16 protein-coding genes are annotated in these 20593 nt (G+C 63.9%); all 16 read right to left on the bottom strand.

Annotated features, from left to right (window positions below; genetic code table 11):
* Position 1 precedes the first annotated feature (1 nt).
* The 16 genes from ACN50D_RS02230 to ACN50D_RS02155 all read right to left on the bottom strand — a co-directional run bounded on the left by ACN50D_RS02230 (position 2) and on the right by ACN50D_RS02155 (position 20420).
* The gene (locus ACN50D_RS02230) at positions 2–1261 is read right to left on the bottom strand and encodes an ammonium transporter (protein ID WP_050656651.1); all 1260 of its coding nucleotides are present in this window, start codon (positions 1259–1261) and stop codon (positions 2–4) included.
* Positions 1262–1508: 247 nt separating this feature from the next.
* Positions 1509–2933, bottom strand: a complete 1425-nt coding sequence (gene ftsY, locus ACN50D_RS02225) for a signal recognition particle-docking protein FtsY (RefSeq protein WP_211920385.1) — start codon at positions 2931–2933, stop codon at positions 1509–1511.
* Positions 2934–2975: 42 nt separating this feature from the next.
* Complete coding sequence (smc, locus tag ACN50D_RS02220; protein WP_211920387.1) at positions 2976–6563, bottom strand: chromosome segregation protein SMC; 3588 nt, start codon at positions 6561–6563, stop codon at positions 2976–2978.
* A 26-nt stretch (positions 6564–6589) separates the two neighbouring features.
* Entirely contained in the window at positions 6590–6874 is a 285-nt protein-coding gene (locus ACN50D_RS02215; protein WP_007729313.1) for an acylphosphatase, read from the bottom strand.
* Between the two features lie 5 nt (positions 6875–6879).
* Entirely contained in the window at positions 6880–7803 is a 924-nt protein-coding gene (locus ACN50D_RS02210; RefSeq protein WP_211920389.1) for an SMP-30/gluconolactonase/LRE family protein, read from the bottom strand.
* Entirely contained in the window at positions 7803–8255 is a 453-nt protein-coding gene (locus ACN50D_RS02205) for an OsmC family protein (RefSeq protein WP_003942740.1), read from the bottom strand. The genes ACN50D_RS02210 and ACN50D_RS02205 overlap by 1 nt, the downstream gene beginning before the upstream one ends.
* A gap of 42 nt (positions 8256–8297) precedes the next feature.
* Complete coding sequence (gene mutM / locus ACN50D_RS02200) at positions 8298–9167, bottom strand: bifunctional DNA-formamidopyrimidine glycosylase/DNA-(apurinic or apyrimidinic site) lyase (protein ID WP_003942752.1); 870 nt, start codon at positions 9165–9167, stop codon at positions 8298–8300.
* An 8-nt stretch (positions 9168–9175) separates the two neighbouring features.
* Entirely contained in the window at positions 9176–9949 is a 774-nt protein-coding gene (rnc, locus tag ACN50D_RS02195; protein ID WP_003942759.1) for a ribonuclease III, read from the bottom strand.
* A 19-nt stretch (positions 9950–9968) separates the two neighbouring features.
* Entirely contained in the window at positions 9969–10151 is a 183-nt protein-coding gene (gene rpmF, locus ACN50D_RS02190) for a 50S ribosomal protein L32 (protein WP_007729318.1), read from the bottom strand.
* A 2-nt stretch (positions 10152–10153) separates the two neighbouring features.
* A complete protein-coding gene (locus ACN50D_RS02185) occupies positions 10154–10714 on the bottom strand; it encodes a YceD family protein (protein ID WP_007729319.1) in 561 nt (186 codons plus the stop codon).
* Between the two features lie 189 nt (positions 10715–10903).
* Entirely contained in the window at positions 10904–11665 is a 762-nt protein-coding gene (locus ACN50D_RS02180; protein ID WP_003942696.1) for a DivIVA domain-containing protein, read from the bottom strand.
* Positions 11666–11796: 131 nt separating this feature from the next.
* A complete protein-coding gene (gene coaD / locus ACN50D_RS02175; RefSeq protein WP_003942776.1) occupies positions 11797–12291 on the bottom strand; it encodes a pantetheine-phosphate adenylyltransferase in 495 nt (164 codons plus the stop codon).
* The gene (gene rsmD / locus ACN50D_RS02170) at positions 12288–12854 is read right to left on the bottom strand and encodes a 16S rRNA (guanine(966)-N(2))-methyltransferase RsmD (RefSeq protein ID WP_030535425.1); all 567 of its coding nucleotides are present in this window, start codon (positions 12852–12854) and stop codon (positions 12288–12290) included. The genes coaD and rsmD overlap by 4 nt, the downstream gene beginning before the upstream one ends.
* A complete protein-coding gene (locus tag ACN50D_RS02165) occupies positions 12851–16255 on the bottom strand; it encodes a pyruvate carboxylase (RefSeq protein WP_211920391.1) in 3405 nt (1134 codons plus the stop codon). The genes rsmD and ACN50D_RS02165 overlap by 4 nt, the downstream gene beginning before the upstream one ends.
* Before the next feature lie 120 nt (positions 16256–16375).
* Positions 16376–18637, bottom strand: a complete 2262-nt coding sequence (recG, locus tag ACN50D_RS02160; RefSeq protein WP_003942757.1) for an ATP-dependent DNA helicase RecG — start codon at positions 18635–18637, stop codon at positions 16376–16378.
* A 73-nt stretch (positions 18638–18710) separates the two neighbouring features.
* Positions 18711–20420, bottom strand: a complete 1710-nt coding sequence (locus ACN50D_RS02155; RefSeq protein WP_050656645.1) for a DAK2 domain-containing protein — start codon at positions 20418–20420, stop codon at positions 18711–18713.
* Positions 20421–20593: the final 173 nt, after the last annotated feature.

Raw genomic sequence — 20593 nt, 5'->3', positions numbered from 1 at the left:
ATCACGCGAGGTCGTATGCGGTCTCTGCGTGTTCGGTCTCATCGATGCCGCGTGCCTCGTCCTCGGCCGAGATTCGCCAGCCCAGGGGCTTGAGTGCGAAGCCGATGATCGTCGTCAGAACGCCGGTGAAGACGAGGGCTGCGAGTGCGATCACGATCTGAACCACCAGTTGCTTGTAGTCGCCGCCGTAGAAGAGGCCGGTTGCGGTGCCGAAGAATCCGATACCGATCGTGCCCCACAGGCCGGAGACAAGGTGAACACCGACGACGTCGAGCGAGTCGTCGAAGCCGAAGCGGAACTTCAGGCCGACTGCGAGAGCGGACAGGATGCCGGCTATTGCGCCGAGGAAGATGGAACCGACCGGGTTGAGCGCACCGGCAGCAGGGGTGATGGCGACCAGACCGGCGACCGCACCGGACGCTGCGCCGAGGCTGGTGGCGTGGCCGTCACGAATACGCTCGGTAGCGAGCCAGGCCAGGACTGCGGCACACGTCGCGGTGGTCGTGTTGACCCAGGCGAGACCGGCGTTACCGTCGGCGGCGAATGCCGAGCCGGCGTTGAAGCCGAACCAACCGAACCAGAGGAGTGCGGCGCCGAGCATCACGAAGGGCAGGTTGTGCGGACGGAAGGCGGTCTTGCCGAAGCCGAGACGCTTGCCGACGATGAGTGCGAGGACCAGACCGGCCATACCCGCGTTGATGTGAACGACTGTGCCACCGGCGAAGTCGATCGGAGCGACGTTGGCGACGGTGACTCCGTCGTCGTTGACCGTGGTGCCGAAGAGCTTTGCCGCGATGCCGTCCTCGGAGCCCGAGAGGAGTCCGCCGCCCCACACCATGTGTGCGAGCGGGAAGTAGACGACGGTGACCCAGATACCCGAGAACAGGAGCCAGGTGCCGAACTTGACCCGCTCGGCCAGGGCACCACTGATGAGGGCGGTGGTGATGATCGCGAATGTCACCTGGAACGCGATGTCGATGACGTTGGGGTAGCCCCAGGCGCCGGCGATGAAGTTGCCGTCAGCATCGGTGATGCTGTTCTTGAGGCCGAAGAACTCGAACGGGTTGGCAAAAATGCCCCCGATGTTCTCAGAGCCGTAGGACATCGACCATCCCCACAGAACGTAGATGACGCCGATGACGGCCATGGCCCCGAAGGACATCATCATCATGTTCAGGACGGACTTGGACCGAGACATCCCGCCGTAGAAGAAAGCGAGGCCGGGTGTCATCAGCAAGACCAGAGATGCAGCCATCAGCATCCATGCGGCGTTACCGGAGTTCGCCAACAAATCGTCGGTACTCACTTACTACCTCCTAGTCGCACGTGCCGGGCAGCACGTCGTTAAGGAGAAGAGTGCTGGGCTGGTGTTTCGTCCATGGCGCTGTCGCGTTTCGCAGACGTGAACCAATTGCCCAACTTTGTTGCAAACAGGTTTCGCCAGGGGGTTCTACCAACCCTGTGCGCCTTTTTGGTAGTTCGCGCTACCAAAAAGGCGCACGGGGGCGTCAGCCCAGGAGGGCGTCGACGAACGCACCCGGCTCGAACGGCGCCAGGTCGTCGGCACCTTCACCGAGACCGACCAACTTCACCGGCACACCCAGTTCATGCTGAACCTGGAAGACGATTCCGCCCTTGGCGGTTCCGTCCAGCTTGGTCAGTACGACGCCGGTGATGTCCACGACCTCCGCGAACACTCGAGCCTGCGCCAGTCCGTTCTGGCCGACCGTCGCATCGAGAACCAGCAGAACGTCGTCGACCGAGGCCTTCTTCTCGATAACCCGCTTGACCTTGCCGAGCTCGTCCATCAGACCGGTCTTGGTGTGCAGACGGCCGGCGGTGTCGATCAGGACCACGTCGACGCCGTCCGCGATGCCCCGTGAGACCGCGTCGAAGGCAATCGCAGCGGGATCGCCACCCTCCTTGCCACGAACAACTTCAGCGCCGACACGCTCAGCCCACGTCTGGAGCTGATCGGCGGCGGCGGCGCGGAACGTGTCCGCGGCACCGAGCACGACGCGACGACCGTCGGCGACGAGCACGCGAGCCAGCTTGCCGGTGGTGGTTGTCTTGCCGGTCCCGTTGACGCCGACGACGAGCAGAACAGCCGGGTGATCATCGTGCGGCAATGCGCGGATGGAGCGGTCCAGTTCGGGACGCAGTTCGGCGATCAACACCTCGCGCAGAAGGGCGCGGGCGGCAGCCTCGGTCCGGACGCTGCGGGCCGCCATCTGCTCACGAAGCTTCGTGACGACCTTTTCCGTGGTCGCGGAGCCGAGGTCTGCGATGAGGAGGGTGTCCTCGACTTCTTCCCACGAGTCCTCGTCCAGATCGCCGCCACCGAGCAGACCCAGCAAGCTCTTGCCGACTGCTGACTGCGAGCGGGAAAGGCGCCCGCGCAGTCGGTCCAGCCGACCCTCGGTCGGGTCGATCTCGTCCAGCACGCGCGGTGCAGGCTCGACTGGCGCGGGAACGACGACGGGCTCGGGAACGACAGGTTCTTCGACAACCGGTTCTGCTACCGGCGCCTCTTCTACTACCGGCTCTTCGACAACCGGCTCCTCGACGGCGGCCGGCTTCTCCGCAACAGGTTCTTCGACAACCGGTTCCGCGACAGTTGGTTCCTCGATAACCGGTTCTTCGACGATCGGTTTTTCGACGACAGGTTCTTCGACGACGGGCGGCTTCTCGGCGACCGGCGGTGTCGGAACCACCGGAGGTGGCGCCGTTGCCGTCGACCCCTGACTGAAGTTGAACCCGCCACCGGCCTTGTAGCCGCCTGACTTGTCCTTCTCGGGGGCGCCGAGCTCCGGCTTCGTCTCGGGCGCCTTCAGCGATACCTGCCCCTTGCGGTAGCGCAGGAATCCGGCAACGAGAACGACGAGTAGTACGGCCGCTACAGCCGCGATGATGATCCAAGCCTGGGTAGTCACCGGCCCATTGTTTCAGGCTCCGACCCGGAAAGTGAGCAGGGCTTACGTCGAGGCCATGTCTTGACCGCGAAGTCGCTGCGAAATCACGGTGGTGATGCCGTCGCCGCGCATGCTGACGCCGTACAACGCATCGGCGATTTCCATCGTCGGTTTCTGGTGAGTGATCACGATCAACTGCGACTTCTCCCGCAATTGTTCGAAGAGTCCGATCAGCCGCCGCAGGTTGGTGTCGTCCAACGCCGCCTCGACTTCGTCCATCACGTAGAACGGGGACGGGCGTGCCCGGAAGATCGCGACCAGCATGGCCACCGCGGTCAACGACTTCTCGCCGCCCGACAGCAACGACAACCGTTTGACCTTCTTACCGGGCGGACGCGCCTCGACTTCGATGCCGGTGGTGAGCATGTCCGAGGGATCGGTGAGGACCAGCCGCCCTTCTCCCCCGGGAAACAATTTCTCGAACACTCCCACGAACTCACGCTCGACGTCGGCATAGGCCTCGGTGAACACCTGCAGAATTCGTGCGTCGACGTCTGCGACCACAGCAAGAAGGTCCTTGCGTGCGGTCTTGACGTCCTCGAGCTGAGTGGAGAGGAAGGTGTACCGCTCCTCGAGAGCTGCGAATTCCTCGAGCGCCAGCGGATTAACCTTGCCGAGGGTGGCGAGGTCCTTCTCGGCCCGCTTGGCGCGCCGTTCCTGAGTCGCGCGGTCGTACGGAAGCGGAGCGGGGGCGGTGACCTGCTCCCCACGCTCCTTGGCCTGCTCGTACTCCTCGATTTCGAGAGCGGTCGGCGGCAGTTCGACCTCGGGCCCGTACTCGGCGATCAGATCGTCGAGGCCGATACCGTACTGATCGAGGATCGACTCCTCGAGTTGTTCGATGCGCAGCGCTGCCTGTGCCTTCGCTACCTCGTCGCGGTGGACGGCGTCGGTGAGCGAAGCGAGTTGTCCGGTCAGTGCTCGGACTGTCTCGCGGACCTGATCCAGCTTGGCCGTGCACTCGGCGCGGGCCCGAGCCAACTCGTCACGGTGGGCAAGAGCCGCGGCGACGACGGTCTCGAGTTCGACCGCCACGCGCTGTCCCGATTCGGCGACGGCAGCTGCGACCTCCGCAGCGTGCGCCCTGGCGCGCAGAGCCCGTTCGGCGCGGATCCGCGCTTCTCGTTCGGCGGCCGCGGCACGGCGAAGCGAATCAGCCTTTCCGCGAACGGATTCCGCACGTTCTTCGGCGGTTCGTACGGCAAGGCGAGCATCCATTTCGACGATGCGCACTTCGGCGAGCGCTGCTGCGGCCATTTCACGATCGGCAGCGGTCGATTCCGCGCCGTGTCCCGGCGCACTGCCGTCGGTTTCGGCGACGCGCAGACGTTCCTCCAGATCCGCGAGCTTTGTCAGCGACTCCCCGCGGCCCTCCTCGGCACGCACTCGCTGGGCGGTCAACCGCTCGGATTCCGCGTGGGCGACTCGTGCTGCCTGCCCCAATCTGCCCAACTGCTCGTAGATGGCGGACATGGCGGCGTCCGACTCGTTGAGCGCTGCCAAAGTTTGCTCCGCGGTCTCGCGTCGAGCGGCCTGTTCGGCCAGAGCGCCGGACAGCGCCGCGTCGAGTTCCTCGGATCGGCTCTCCGTTGCCGCCAGTTCCGCTGCTGACGCGTCGATCGCCGCCTGCACCTCGAGCGTGCTCGGTTGCCGATCCGAGCCACCGATCATCCACCCCGAACCGTGCAGATCGCCAGAACGCGTCACTGCGCGAATTCCCTTGTGGTCAGCAACAACTCGAATCGCGTCATCGAGAGTCTCGACCAGGACGACGCCATCGAGGATGGCGGTCAATCCGGCACGCAACTCGTCAGGGCAGTCGATGACGTCGACGGCCGGACGACTACCCGGCGCGATCTCGGCCTCGCGCTTGATCGCCGGTTCACCGCTCACGATCAGTGATGCACGTCCACCGTCCTGATCGGCCAGTGCTGTGACAGCGGAGCGAGCAGAGTCCAGCGACTGCGCCACGACGGCGTCCGCCGCCGGCCCCATCGCGGCAGCGATCGCGGCCTCGTAGCCGGGTTCGACGTGAATCAATCCGACCAGCGAGGTGATGCCGTCGTCGCCGCGGTGTTCGAGCAGCCAGCCGCCACCGTCCTTGCGCTGCAAACCCATCGACAGTGCCTCGATGCGCGCCCGGAGCGAAGCGATGCGTTGCCCGCTCGTTTTTTCTTCCTCACGAAGCTCTTCGACGCGCGCGTCGATCATCTCGAGAGCCTCGATGGCGCGTTCGTGATTGGTATCGAGGCCGACTTCACCGGCGTCGAGGTCCCCGATGCTTTCTTGCACCGTGTCGAACTCGGCCTGTGCGGCATCGCCACGCAGACGAGCCTCGTCGATCGCCTCGGTCAGCCGAGACACTTCCGCGTCGACGGATTCGACGCGGGTACGCAGAGTGTCGACCTGACCGGAGAGTCGAGCAAGACCTTCACGGCGGTCGGCGACGGCACGAACTTCCGCCATGTGCGCCCGTTCCGCTTCTGCTGCAGCATCTTCGGTGGCTGCGAGCTGGTCCCGAGCAGCTTCCGACGCCGCTCGCGCGATTTCGACGCCTTCGAGGAGTTCGGCCTCCTCGGCAGCAAGACGTTCGGCGCGCGCCTCCATCTCGTCCGGGTCCTGGCCGCGGTTGCCGACGGGTTCGGAGTCGAGATGACGCGCACGCTCGCGGGCGATGCGCACAGTGGCGTTCACGCGTTCGGCAAGCGCGGAAAGCTGGAACCAACTCTGTGCAGCCGCTTCCGATCCCGGAGTCAGACGAGCGAGAGCTTGCTCCTGGCGCCCGAGTTCGAGGTTGGCCTCGTCGAGCGCAGCCGCCACCTGGTTGTGCTGTTCACGGGCCGCTTTCTCGTCCTGCGCCTGGTCGTTCAACTGGTTTCGACGGGTCACCAGATCGTCAGCGGCCAGACGCATCTTTGCATCACGCAGGTCAGCCTGGACCGTCTGTGCTCGCCGAGCAACCTCGGCTTGGCGTCCCAGCGGTTTGAGTTGCCGACGCAGTTCCGCGGTGAGGTCACTGAGGCGAGCGAGATTGGCCTGCATGGAATCGAGTTTGCGCACCGCTTTTTCCTTGCGGCGGCGATGTTTGAGGACTCCCGCGGCTTCTTCGATGAAGGCGCGTCGATCTTCGGGACGGGATTCGAGGATCGCGGCGAGCCGTCCCTGCCCGACGATGACATGCATTTCGCGGCCGATGCCGGAGTCGCTGAGCAGTTCCTGGACGTCCATCAGACGGCAGGACGAGCCGTTGATCTCGTACTCCCCCGCGCCGTCGCGGAACATGCGGCGCGTGATCGACACCTCGGAGTACTCGATCGGGAGCGCCCCGTCGGCGTTGTCGATGGTCAAGGTCACCTCGGCGCGGCCCAGCGGCGCGCGGCCGGAGGTGCCGGCAAAGATGACATCTTCCATCTTGCCGCCGCGCAGGGCCTTGGCGCCCTGCTCGCCCATCACCCAGGTCAACGCATCGACGACGTTGGATTTACCCGAGCCGTTCGGGCCGACCACACAGGTAATTCCCGGCTCGAACCGAAGAGTCGTTGCCGACGCAAAGGATTTGAATCCCTTGAGTGTCAGACTCTTGAGGTGCATGGGGGGAAACTTTACCGCCAAATCGGTCAGCGTTCGACGAACCCTGTCAGGTCGCCCCTTGCAGTGTCCCAGCTGTCGACCACGAGATCCACCGTGCCCGGGGTAGTGCCGGAGCGCAGCAGCTCCACCAATCGCTCGAGCTGCGTGCGTTGGCCTTCCGCCACGACGAGCACTCGACCGTCACGCTGATTGGACGCATATCCGATCAATCCGAGTTCGAGAGCGCGGGCCCTGGTCCACCACCGGAACCCGACGCCTTGAACGTATCCGTGAACCCACGCCGTCAACCGCACGGGCGCTGCCTCAGCCATGACGCTCAGCCCGCCACACGTTCGAGACGGTGAACGTCACCCAGGAAACCGGTGGTGTAGAGCGCGTTGGGATCCCAGCCCGGTCCGGCGCCGAACTCGACCGCGGATGTGAACGGCAGACCCGAGGCGATCTCACACGAAGATCCCGAATCCGGATCGACGCGAACAACTTTGCCGCCGGCATTGAATGCGACGTACAACGCGCCGTCCGGTCCGACGGTCAGATCGTCCGCCATGTTTGCCGGACCGAACCCGGGGAGCGTGATCGTTCGCACCGGCCCGCCCAGATCGTCTGCGTCGAGGATGTGGACGGCGGTGACCATGTCGAAGGTCGTGCTCACGTAGATCGTCGAACCGGAGCGTGCGAGGCCGTCGACGGTGCCGAGGTCTTCACGAACGATCGAACTGCTTCCGTCACTGTTGACGACCGTGAGCCCCGGCCTGGCGAGTGTGCGGGCAGTGAGGAAACGGTTATCGTCCAGCTGCACAAGCCCGTTCGGCATCACCAGACCGTCGGCGATCGTTGTCACCGACCCGTCTGCGACGTCGACCTTGCGGAGGCTGCCGTCGGCGATTCCGAACAGTCCCGAGACAGTCGAGTTGCCCGTGGTGAAGTACACGGATCCCTCACGCGCGACCAGACCGCCAGGTCCGGTGACGTCACCGACCAAAGTTGTCCGTGTTCCGTCCGGCGCCACTTTCAGCAGTGCACCCGGCCCGATCAGAGCCGACTGCGACAACACCATCGATCCGTTGCCGTCGAATTCGAGGTTCTCGAGCATTCCGGCACCAGTCGTCACGACGCTCGACGTCCATGTGCCGCAACTACCGGCCGAGCCGTCGGCCGGGACCGAGGCCTGCGCTGGAGCATTCAGCGCCACAACGGAACCCAGTGCGATCGCAGCGACAACGCTGCCGGCGCGGAACATCAGGCTTCCGTGTCGAACGACAGAGTGACCTTGGTTCCGGCCTTGAGCGTGCGCCCGACCGTGCATACCTTGTCCACGGAACGCTCGACGAGAGTGATGAGGCGCTGCTGTGCCTCGGCATCCAACTCGCTGAGATCGAGCTCGAGGACCTCGTCGAGCTGCGGGTAGACCTCGTTTTCACGATCGGCGGCTCCGGACACTCGGACCGTCGCGTCGTAGTTGTCACCGAGCCGGCGCGAGATCGGGAAGTCGGAGCTCATCCCGGTGCATGCGGCCAGTGCAATTTTGAGGAGTTCGCCGGGCGTGAAGACTCCTGGCACCGATTCGGAGCCGATGAGAACCTCTGCGCCGCGCGAACTCTTGCCGGTGTAGAGGCGGGTTCCGGTTCGTTCGACCCAAAGCTCCGTGTGAGCCGGGGCGGTTGCAGTGGTGTCGGGAGTCTGTTCAGCCATGACGCAATCTTGCCACTCCGCCGAACCGAAGGGGCGGGAGACCTAGGCGATTCGCCGGGCCCTCGGGGTCGGCTGGCACCGCGGGCAACTGAACGACGATCGATTCATGAACTTCTCACGCTTGATCGGCGCGCCGCATCGCGGGCACGGGAGATTTTCCTGCCCGTACGCCGACAGCGACCGGTCGAAGTAGCCCGATTCCCCGTTGACGTTCACGTACAGCGCGTCGAAGGACGTACCGCCCTGATCGAGCGCTTCACCCATCACCGAGTGTGCCGCGGTCAACAGTTCTCGAAGTTTGGGCCTGGTAAGCGTTTCGGCGATTCGGTTGCCGTGAATCTTGGCGCGCCACAATGATTCGTCGGCGTAGATGTTTCCGATTCCGGAGACCACCGTCTGGTCGAGAATCGCGCGCTTGATCTCGGTGTGCTTGCCCCGCAGGACTTTCACGACGGATTCGAGATCGAACGCCGCATCCATGGGATCGCGAGCGATGTGCGCCACCGACTCGGGCAGCATCGTTCCGTCGACCTCGACGAGGGGTGAAATCGACCAGCCACCGAAGGTCCGCTGATCGACGAATCGAAGATCGGCCCCGGAATCGAGGGCCAACCGAATGCGTAGGTGCTTTTCCCAGTCGACTGTCGGGGGTTGGACCAGCATCTGTCCGCTCATCCCGAGATGAACCACCAGTCCGACACCGGCAGGCTCGAGAACCAGCCACAGGTACTTGCCGCGACGCTCTGCCGAAGCGATGGTCTGCCCGGTGAGTTGGCCGATCAAGTCCTCGGAACCGAGAATGTGGCGCCTGATCGCGCGGGGATGGAGTACCTCGACGGCCTCGATCGCCGCACCTACAGCATGAGACTGTAGGCCGCGGCGAACGACTTCGACTTCGGGAAGCTCAGGCAAGAGTGAACTCAGCCGGCAAGATCAGGCGTGTCGTCAGCAGCGACTGCGGTAGCAGCGGCATTCTCCGACATCGTCTTCCATGCCGAACTTGCTGCCTTCTGCTCGGCTTCCTTCTTGGAACGACCGACACCGACACCCAAGGGTTTGCCACTGATGAGAACGGTGGCCGTGAATTCCTTGTCGTGATCGGGTCCGGTGGCGGTGATCTCGTAAACGGGAACTCCGGCACCGTGTTCTGCGGTCAGTTCCTGCAGACTCGTCTTCCAATCCAGACCCGCGCCCAGAAGCGGTGCGCGAGTGAGTAGATCGTCGAACAGATCGAGGACGACGCGTCGCGCAGTCTCGATGCCGTGCTGCAGGTGGATGGCGCCGAGAATCGACTCCATACCGTCGGCGAGAATGGACGGCTTGTCACGGCCGCCCGTCATTTCCTCGCCCTTACCCAGCAGCAGGTGTGCTCCGAGTCCACCTTCACCCAGAGTCCTGGCAACCTCGGCGAGTGCATGCATGTTGACCACGCTGGCACGGATCTTCGCCAGATCACCTTCGGATTTGTCCGGGTGGGACAGGTAGAGATTTTCGGTCACCGTGACGCCGAGAACGGAATCCCCGAGGAACTCGAGGCGCTCGTTCGTGGGCAGTCCGCCGTTCTCGTACGCGTACGAGCGGTGCGTGAGAGCCAGGGTCAGAAGACCGGGCTCTATATCTACGCCGACAGCGGCGAGGAGCTTGTCGTGATTGCCCTCGCCGCCGGCGGCTGAAACTGTATTTTCGCTCGTCATAGTCTTTCTCCGGGGAGAACTAGACAGCAGCGGTTACCTGGCGGCCCTTGTAAGTACCGCATGACGGGCATGCGATGTGGGGAAGGGTCTGCTCGCCACAGCCACGGTTGGGGCAGGTAACGAGGGTGGGCACAGTGGTCTTCCACTGGCTACGACGCGACCGCGTGTTGGATCGCGACATTTTGCGCTTGGGGACAGCCACTTCTACTTCTCCTCGGCTTCGGTGATCACAAGATTTTCGCTGGTGTTTGATTCCACGCCAAATTTGGCCGCGAGACCAGCCCAGCGAGGATCAAGTATGTCATGCCCATGCCCAGATTCCGCAATCGCCAGGCGAATGCCACATTCTGAGCACAATCCCAGGCAATCGTCACTGCACAGAGGCTGGAGCGGAAGCGCCAGCCCGACTGCATCGACGATGACCGGTTCGAGGTCGATTTCGTCGTCTTCGACCGCGTAGACCTCTCCCTCTTCCGTCGTCTCCTCGGTGGTGCTGTCCGGGTAAGCGAACAACTCCGTGAGATAGATGTCCACGGTGTCGGTGAAAGGTTCAAGGCACCGCGAGCATTCACCCTTGGTGGGTGCGTGCACGTTTCCGGTGACGAGAACGCCTTCGGACACTGCTTCGAGACGAAGATCGAGATCTATGTCCGCGCCCGCTTCGATCGCGATCAGATCGAGACCGATACGGTTCGGGGACTGAATTGTTCTCTCGACGGTACGCATCGACCCTGGACGACGACCGAGCTTGACCGTGTCCAGCAAAAATCCCGCATCACTTGACTGATGCGACGAACTACGACGATGCGTTGACAAAGAGAACTCACCTAACTGTTGAAACTGGTATGGGCAACCACTCCACAATACGGCAGCTACAAGGCAAATCCCAATTCGATCCACGAAAAAGTGGGCCGCCCCATATCGGACGACCCACCCTCGACTGACTTGTCTGCTCTATCGGCGCCGCTCGGAACGACGATCGTCGTCCTGGTAGTCGGGAACCCCCGAACCCGTTCGAAGCTGTTGACGACCACGCCCGACCGATCGAACCGTTCCGGTGAGGAACTCTTCGAACTCGGCCAACTTGGTGTCCACGTACAGGTCACACTCCGAACGCATCCTGTCGGACTCGGCATGAGCGGCGTCGATCACTCGCGCGGATTCCGCGTGAGCTGACTGGACAACCTCGGTCTGCGACACCAGACGAGCCTGCTCGGCCGTTCCCTCCGCCACCGAATGTTCGTACGAGGCCTGGCCGGACTCGATCATCCGATCGGCCTCGGCACGCGCCCGTCCGGTGACGGCCTCGTACTCACGACGGCCGTCGGTGACGGTCCGTTCCGCTTCTGCTTCGGCGTCCTCGACCAACTGATCGGCGTGCGCACGCGCTTCGGCAACCATGCGATCGGCCTGAGCCTTGGCATCGGACAGAATCCGGTCGGCGTCGTCGCGTGCGTTCTCCACAGTCGAGGTTGCCTCGGCATTGGCGCTGCTGACCGTCTTCTCGGCGTTTGCTCGCGCGTCACCGACCAATTTGTCGCGATGATCGAGGACGTCCTGAGCGTCGTCCAGCTCGCTCGGAATTGCGTCCCGGACGTCGTCGAGTAGCTCGAGTACGTCACCGCGAGGCACAACACACCCTGCGGTCATGGGAACACCGCGCGCCTCTTCGACAATTGCGACCAGTTCGTCCAGTGCCTCGAATACGCGGTACACAAGCAACCCCAATCTCTACCGGCCGAAATCGGCCCACATCGTCACCGGTCCACTCGGACCTGTGCCCGTTCCTGTCCAAGTTTGCCGGAAGAACGGCCAACGGGGTGTCGTCGTGGTCGGTGTGTCGGGGATCAGCTGTTTTCGGCTGCTCGCTCGGCGATACGTGCGAGTAGCCGAGAATGCACTTTGGCCGGCAACATGTCGGAGACGTCGCCGCCGAAAGTCGCGACTTCCTTCACCAGAGAACTCGACAGGTAGCTGTACGTCGGATTCGTGGCGACGAACAGTGTGTCGACGCCCGTGAGCTTCTGATTCATCTGAGCCATCTGCAGCTCGTAATCGAAGTCGTTCGCGCCGCGCAGACCCTTGACGATCGCGCTGAGGCCTTCTTGTTTCGCGTAGTCGACCAACAATCCGTGCCACGACGTGACGCGAACGTTGGGCAGGTGACTCGTCGCGTCTTCGAGCATCTCGATCCGCTCGTCGATCGTGAACATGCCACGCTTGCTCTTGTTGATCAGCACGGTGACCACGACCTCGTCGAATTGCGCAGCAACTCTTCCGATTACGTCGAGGTGACCGTTGGTCACAGGGTCGAAGGATCCGGGGCAGACGGCGCCAGTCATGAGTCCAGACCGTAGCAGGTGGCCAGCTCGATGCGGGCTTCACCGTAGTTCTTGGCCTTGATCGGCTCGTAGCCCTGAGGCCACACGGTCTCCGGCGAGCGCGACGATCGTTCGAGTACCACGATCGTGCCCTCCCCCACCCATTTGTTGGCCTGCAGATCGGTGAGCATGGACACGACGGCCTCGTCGGTCACCGCATACGGTGGGTCCGCGATCACGATGTCGTATTCACGCGCGCTCGGACCCGAGACCACGGCCGCAACCGGAGCGGCGCGAACCGTCGCCCCAGGCAACGCGACAGTGCCGATGTTCGCCTTGATGACGGCAGCAGCCTTGGCATCCGATTCCACGAGAACAACGTGCTCGGCTCCCCGCGAGAGCGCCTCGAGGCCGAGAGCACCCGAACCCGCAAAGAGGTCGAGAACCGCGCACCCTTCGAGATCGATGCGCGCTTCGAGAGCACTGAACAGCGCCTCACGAACCCGATCCGACGTCGGACGGGTGCCGCTCGGCGGGACTCGCAGGCGTCGACCGCCCGCGAGTCCCGAGATGATGCGTGTCACTCTGCGGCGCTCTCCCCCGTCGAGACGACTACCAGCAGGTCTCCGCCCTCGACCTGTTGGACGGCGCTGATCGCGATCCGAGAGACGACGCCGGCGCGCGGCGAGGTGATCGCCGCTTCCATCTTCATTGCTTCGATCGTGGCCACGGTGTCGCCGGCCTCGATCTTCTGGCCTTCCTTCACCGCGAGCGTCACGACGCCCGCGAACGGTGCCGCCACGTGGCCCGGGTTGTTCTTGTCGGCCTTCTCCGCCACCGGTACGTCACTGGCAATGGAGCGATCGCGGATCGAGACCGGGCGCAATTGACCGTTCAGGATGCACATGACAGTGCGGTAGCCGCGCTCGTCGGGCTCGGAGATCGCTTCGAGACCGATGATCAGCTCAACGCCGGGAGCCAACTCGACGCGGTGTTCGTCGCCGCGCCGCAAACCGTAGAAGAACTGGTTCGCCGAAAGCCGCGACGTGTCACCGTACTTCTCGCGGTGTTCGAGGAATTCCTTTGTCGGGCCGGGGAACAGCAGACGATTCAGCGTCGCCTGACGGTCCTTCGACGAGCCCTCGAGCAGCACCTCGTCCTCAGCGGACAACGTCGCTTCGGGCTTGGCCTGGCCACGTCCTTCGAGTGCCTTGCTGCGGAACGGTTCCGGCCAACCACCGGGAGGCGTACCGAGTTCACCGCGCAGGAAGCCCACCACGGAGTCGGGAATGTCGAACTTCGCCGGATCTGCGGCAAACTCCTCCGAAGGCACGCCGGCGCCGACAAGGTGGAGGGCGAGGTCGCCGACGACCTTCGACGACGGCGTCACCTTCACGAGATGCCCGAGCATGCGGTCCGCGTCGGCGTACTTGGCTTCGACCTCTTCGAACCGGTCGCCGAGACCGAGAGCAACGGCCTGGGCCCGGAGATTGGAGAGCTGGCCGCCCGGAATCTCGTGCGTGTACACACGTCCCGTCGGCGCCGGCAGTCCGGATTCGAACGGCGCGTACACCTTTCGCAGCGCCTCCCAGTACGGTTCGAGGTCGCACACGTTCTGCAGGTTCAGCCCCGTGTCGAACTCGGAGTGCGCAGCGGCGGCAACGATGGCCGAGAGCGCAGGCTGACTGGTGGTTCCGGCCAGTGCCGCCGAAGCACCGTCGACTGCGTCGGCGCCCGCCTGCCACGCGGCGAAATACGTGGCCAACTGTCCACCGGGGGTGTCATGCGTGTGGACGTGAACCGGAAGATCGAAGTTGCTGCGTAGCGCCGTCACGAGCTTGGTGGCCGCCGGAGCGCGCAGCAGGCCCGCCATGTCCTTGATCGCGAGCACGTGAGCGCCCGCATCGACGATCTCTTCTGCCAACTTCAGGTAGTAGTCGAGCGTGTACAGCGTTTCGTTCGGATCCGACAGATCGCCGGTGTAGCTCAACGCCACCTCGGCGAGAGCCGTTCCGGTCTCACGCACCGCGTCGATGGCAGGGCGCATCTGGTCGACGTTGTTGAGCGCGTCGAAGATTCGGAAGATGTCGATGCCGGTGTCGGTGGCTTCCTGAACGAATGCGCGCGTGACCTTTTCGGGATACGGCGTGTAGCCCACCGTGTTTCGACCGCGAAGAAGCATCTGGAGGCAGATGTTGGGAATCGCCTCGCGCAGTGCGGCAAGCCGGTACCACGGATCCTCGTGCAGGAAGCGAAGTCCCACATCGTAGGTCGCGCCGCCCCAGGCTTCGATCGAGAGCAGTTCCGGCGTCAACCGCGCAACGTGCCCCGCTACTCCGAGCAGTCCGCTGGTTCGAACTCGCGTGGCCAACAACGACTGGTGCGCGTCACGGAAGGTGGTGTCGGTGACGCCGACTGCCTTCTGCTCACGCAGTGCCTTCGCGAAACCTTCGGGTCCGAGTTCGAGGAGGCGCTGACGGCTACCGGCAGGAGGGGGTGTCGAAAGATCGATCTTGGGCAGCTTGTCCTGCGGGTACACCGCCGAGGGACGCTCCCCGTGCGGCTTGTTGACAGTCACATCCGCGAGGTAGGTCAGGATCTTCGTGCCGCGGTCTGCCGAAGAACGCAGAGTCAGCAGCTGAGGACGTTCCTCGATGAAGGAGGTTGTCACGCGTCCCGCCCGGAAGTCCGGGTCGTCGAGAACCGCCTGCAGGAACGGAATGTTGGTCGAGACACCACGAATGCGGAACTCGGTGACCGCGCGGCGAGCTCTCGCCACAGCGGCTTCGAGGTCGCGACCGCGACAAGTGAGTTTGACCAGCATGGAATCGAAGTACGCTCCGACCTCGGCGCCGAGTGTGGCGCCACCGTCCAAGCGGATACCGGCTCCGCCCGGGGTGCGGTACGCGGTGATACGGCCGGTGTCCGGGCGGAATCCGTTTGCCGGATCCTCGGTCGTGATGCGGCACTGCAGCGCCGCGCCGCGAAGCTTGATCGTCTCCTGTGACAGACCAAGTTCTGCAAGCGTCGAACCGGACGCGATCTTGAGCTGCGACTGGACCAGGTCCACGTCCGTCACTTCTTCGGTGACGGTGTGCTCGACCTGAATTCGCGGGTTCATCTCGATGAAGACGTGGTTGCCGCGCTTGTCGAGAAGGAACTCGACGGTGCCCGCGCACGTGTATCCGATCTCCTTCGCGAAGGCGACGGCGTCGGCACAGATCTTGGCGCGCAACTCTTCGGAGAGATTGGGCGCCGGAGCGAGCTCGATCACCTTCTGGTGGCGACGTTGCAGCGAGCAGTCACGCTCGAAGAGGTGGATGACGTTGCCCTGCTCGTCGGCGAGGATCTGCACTTCGATGTGCCGGGGGTCGATGACGGCCTGCTCGAGGAAGACCGTCGAATCGCCGAAGGCCGATTCCGCTTCGCGCGCTGCGGCTTCGATCGATTCCTTGAGTTGTGAGCGCTCCGCAACACGGCGCATTCCGCGCCCACCGCCGCCTGCGACAGCCTTGACGAAGAGCGGGAAGGTCATGTCCTCGGCGGCTGCGAGCAACTCGTCGATGTCCGCTGACGGCTCCGAAGACGCGAGCACCGGGAGACCGGCGGCCTTTGCCGCTGCGATGGCCCGAGCCTTGTTTCCGGTCAACTCGAGGATCTCGGCGGACGGGCCGACGAACTTGATGCCTGCCTCGGCACACGCCGCCGACAAGTCCGGGTTCTCGGAGAGGAAACCGTAACCGGGGTAGATGGCGTCGGCTCCGGCGCTCTTGGCGGCGGCGACGATCTCCTCGACCGAGAGATACGCGCGAACGGGGTGACCCTTCTCCCCGATCTGGTAGCTCTCGTCTGCCTTGAGACGGTGGATCGAATTCCGATCCTCGTACGGGAACACCGCGACGGTTCCGGCACCTAGTTCGTAGGCGGCGCGGAAGGCACGGATCGCAATTTCGCCGCGGTTCGCGACGAGCACTTTGGAGAACATTCGAGAAAACTACCCCGATTTCATCTTGCGTCTACATGCGGAGTCTCATATTTCGGACTGAATCGAGAAACCAACCCGGCGGTCCTCGTGCTATTCGATTTCAGCTTGTCGTCATACCCTTCACGACTTCTCGAGGTACTCGATCCGGTCGGAGTCCAGGGCAGCGGTCACCATGGAAGCGAGGGCGGGATGACCGTCGAGCGACGGATCGGAGTCGACGATTCCCTGAGCGAACTCCCTGGCGGACTCGAGGATGTCTCCATGGGCCATGAGGGAAAGCAGCCGCAGATTCGAGGTTGTGCCCGACTGCGCCGCACCGAGGATGTCTCCTTCACGTCTGGTCGCGAGGTCGAGTTGAGCCAGTTCGAACCCGTCGTTGGTCGCTGCCACCGCCGAGAGCCGCTCGTACGCCGGCCCCCCGGGATTGCTTCCGGTGACGAGGATGCACAGTCCCTGGTGTTTCCCTCGACCGACGCGGCCACGCAACTGATGGAGCTGACTGACGCCGAACCGCTCGGCGTCGACGATCACCATCACCGTCGCGTTCGGAACGTCGACACCGACTTCGACAACGGTCGTACAGACGAGGACGTCGATGTCACCGACGTTGAACGCGCTCATCACCACGTCCTTTTCGTCGGAAGGCAGTCGACCGTGCAGCAACCCGACTCGCAGATCGGCCAGCGGACCACTCGACAGCTCTTCGAAGACGTCGACCGCCGACTTGGTCTCGGGCTGCTTCTCCTCGGTGAACTGATCTTCGCCTGCACCCTGCTCGCCGTCACCGATCCGCGAGCACACGACATACGCCTGACGGCCGTCGGCGACGTCCTCACGGATTCGTTCCCATGCGCGATCGACCCACTGCGGCTTCTGCTTCGCGGGCACGACACTGCTCTTGATAGGGGTTCGCCCACGTGGAAGCTCTCGCAGGGTCGAGACCTCGAGGTCGCCGAGCACGGTCATGGCGATGGTTCGCGGAATCGGCGTTGCCGTCATCACCAGCAGATGCGGACTCAGTCCTTCACGGGCACGTGATCGCAACTGATCACGTTGCTCGACGCCGAAGCGGTGTTGCTCGTCGACGACAACCATGCCGAGGTTGAAGAACTCGACGTTGTCCTGAATGAGCGCATGGGTACCGATGACGATCCCGGCGTCGCCGGTCACGGCTTCGAGCAGCGCTGCGCGCTTCGCAGCGACAGGCAGCGAGCCGGTAAGAAGGGCGATACGGGTGGAATGTTCGGCAGAACCGAGTTCACCACCTGCAGCCAGCGAGCCCATCATCTTGCGCAGTGATCGCGCGTGCTGATTTGCCAGGACCTCGGTGGGTGCGAGCAACGCGCACTGATAACCCGCATCGACGACCTGCAGCATCGCGCGCAGAGCCACGATCGTCTTGCCTGACCCGACCTCGCCCTGAAGAAGGCGGCTCATCGGGTGTGGGCGGGCAAGGTCGGTGGAGATCTCCTCCGCGACTGCTTGCTGTCCCTCCGTCAGAGTGAACGGGAGCATCTCCTCGAACTGGTCCGCGATCCCGCCGGCGACCGGAGCGCAGGCCGGAGCCACACGCTCGGAATTGTCGTGACGACGCATCGCGAGGACCAACTGCAGAGACAGCGCCTCGTCGAAACGCAGACGATCCTGTGCTCGTTCGATGTCTTCCTTGGTATCTGGCAGGTGAACGGTGCGCAGCGCCTCGTCCAAACCGATGAATCCGTGCTCGGCCCGAGTCTCGGCGGGCAATGGCTCCTCGATCGGATCGAGTTGGTCGAGCACTTGCCGCACGCACCGCATGATGGTCCAGCTCTCGACCTCGCGGGTCGCCGGGTACAGCGGGATCAACGCGCGGTCGAAGACGGACAGATCGAGTTCGGCGCCGGGATCCTGATTTGCGCGAGCCAGGCCCGCAAGGTCACCGGCTCCCTTGATGGATGCAAGCGGAACTACCGAATCCTCTTCGCCGACACGAGGTTCCGGGAGAATCAGGTAGCTCGGATGAGTGAGAGACCACTTGCCGCGGAAGTACTTCACCGTCCCGGAGAACATCGCCCGAACGCCGGGCTTGATGACGTGCCGCACCTTCTGCGGGTTGAAGAACGTGACGTCGACGGTCTGCGAATCAGTCGCCAGCGATACTCGCAACATCTGCCCCGGACGGTTCTTCATCTTCACGACGGCGGCCGACGCCACCCGCGCGATGATGGTGATGTGCTCACCCTCGGGCGGCTCCTTCTCGGCAAGTTCCTTGCCTGCCGACGCGTACCGGTGTGGGTAGTGACGCAGCAGGTCCTCGACGGTGCGGATCTCGAATGCCTCGTCGAGCGCGTCCGCGGTCTTCTTTCCCAGCAGCCGATCGAGTGGGTCGGCGAGCGTCGCCATCAGTTCCTCCAGCACAGTGTCGCGGTAAGCACATGTGTTCGTATATCAGCAGTCACCGACAGACCAGGTTCGATCACTCCACACCCAACTGGAACAGGTCACCCGGCTGATCACCCTGATAGACGAGCACGTCGACGCCCGGGTGGTGCGCGACGACGTGCGCCTCGAGCTGCCCGGCCAGGTCGTCCGGCGCGTCGGCGCCCATGAGTAGGGTCACGAGTTCGCCGCCGGATCCGAGCGCGAGGTCGACCAGTCGCGCACTCGACTCCGCGACGTCGGGACCGATGAGCACCACCTCGTGCCCCATCAGACCGATCGCGTCACCCGGATCACATGTCCCGACGTAGGTCAGCGAACGCTCGACCGCGATCCGCAACGATCCCCAGCGCGTGGCGGCCGCCGCCTCGGACATCGTGAAGCCGTCGTCGGCGACGTTGCGCTGAGGGTCGTGAACGGCAAGTGCTGCCAGGCCCTGGACCATCGACGACGTCGACAGCAGCAGAACCTGGTGAAGCGGATCGCGTGCAGCGGCACTGACTGCGACGAGTTCCTGAGCGGTCAAAGCTCCGTTCGGAAGCACCAGAACTTCGCTGCGTTCCATCTGACGAATGCGGCCGAGCAGTTGTGCGCGTGTCACCGGCGCATCGTCGCACCGAAGAACCGTCGCACCCTCACTCTCGAACAACGCCGCCGCGCTGTCACCGGCAACGACGGCCAGTACGCCGCGCGCGCCGGCCCCGGGGAATCGCCTCTCCGCCCGTGCCACCAACTGGTCGCGTTCGTCGACGAGAAAACTGCTGATGCGAATACCGTGAACCTTCCCGGCCTCGAGGCCGGCTTCCACGGCTGCACCGGCATCGCAGCAATGCACGTGCACCGACCAGCCGCCGAAACCGTCGCTGACGATGACCGTCGAATCTCCGAGGACGGACAGCCGCGTGCGCAGCGCCGTCATGCGATCGTCGTCGGAGTCGTCGACGAGGTACATGACCTCGAAATCCTGTTCCGAGTGATCACCACATTCGATCGGGCTCTTGTGAGCCCAATCGTGATCGAATGCGCTGACGTCGACAACTGCGCTCGACCTCGGGTCCGGCGTCCCCAGATCTTCGCGAACCTGCGGCTTCCCGGTCAGCACCTCGACAAAGGCGTCGAGGATCAGAACCAGACCGAATCCCCCGGCATCGACCACCCCGGCGGACGCGAGAACGTCCAGTTGCTCCGGCGTCTTGTTCAGTGCGACCGCAGCGGCGTCGGCAGCGGCGGCAACCACGGATGCAAGATCCTCGCCGCTCGGTGTCCTGGTGTCGACGCACTCCTGCGCTGCTTCTCCCGATGCACGCAATACCGTGACGATGGTGCCTTCCACCAGATCGGAGACAGCCCGAGAGGCCAGCGTCGTCGCCGTGGTCAGCGAGTTCGCGAAGCTACGGCCGTCGATGTGCTCACCTTGAACGCTCTCGGCGATGCCCCGGATCACCTGGGAGAGGATCACTCCGGAATTACCGCGAGCACCGGACACGGCGCCCCGAGCCAGAGCGTTGGCGACGCGGCCCGCACTGCGGACGTCGTCCTCGATCGTCTCGGCGGAATCGAGTGCAGCCCGCATCGTGAACAGCAGATTGGTGCCGGTATCCGAATCAGGGATGGGAAAGACGTTGAGGTTGTTGATCTCACCGCGACGTTTCTGGAGGCTGTCGACCGCCCGGCGGGCCCAGCGCCGCAGCAGATGTCCGTCCGCGACGGATTCCGCTTCTTCGGCGACGCGTTGCACTTCCCCCACTGACGGTTCCCCTCGACGATGGAAAGACTGACGATGAAAAAGAGATCGGTGATCGGTGCAGTCGAGGGTAGTCCGACGCTTCTGCGCAACCGTCATTACCGGGCGGTTTGGCCATTCGGGCCGGAAGCGGTTACTCTTACACGGTTGCCTCGAACGGGCTACACGAAATAATG

Source organism: Rhodococcus sp. SB1D, assembly GCF_048573875.1.
Lineage (GTDB): Bacteria > Actinomycetota > Actinomycetes > Mycobacteriales > Mycobacteriaceae > Rhodococcus_F > Rhodococcus_F qingshengii.
Note: the sequence above shows the minus strand (reverse complement) of the source record. Positions and strands in the feature narration are given on the sequence as shown.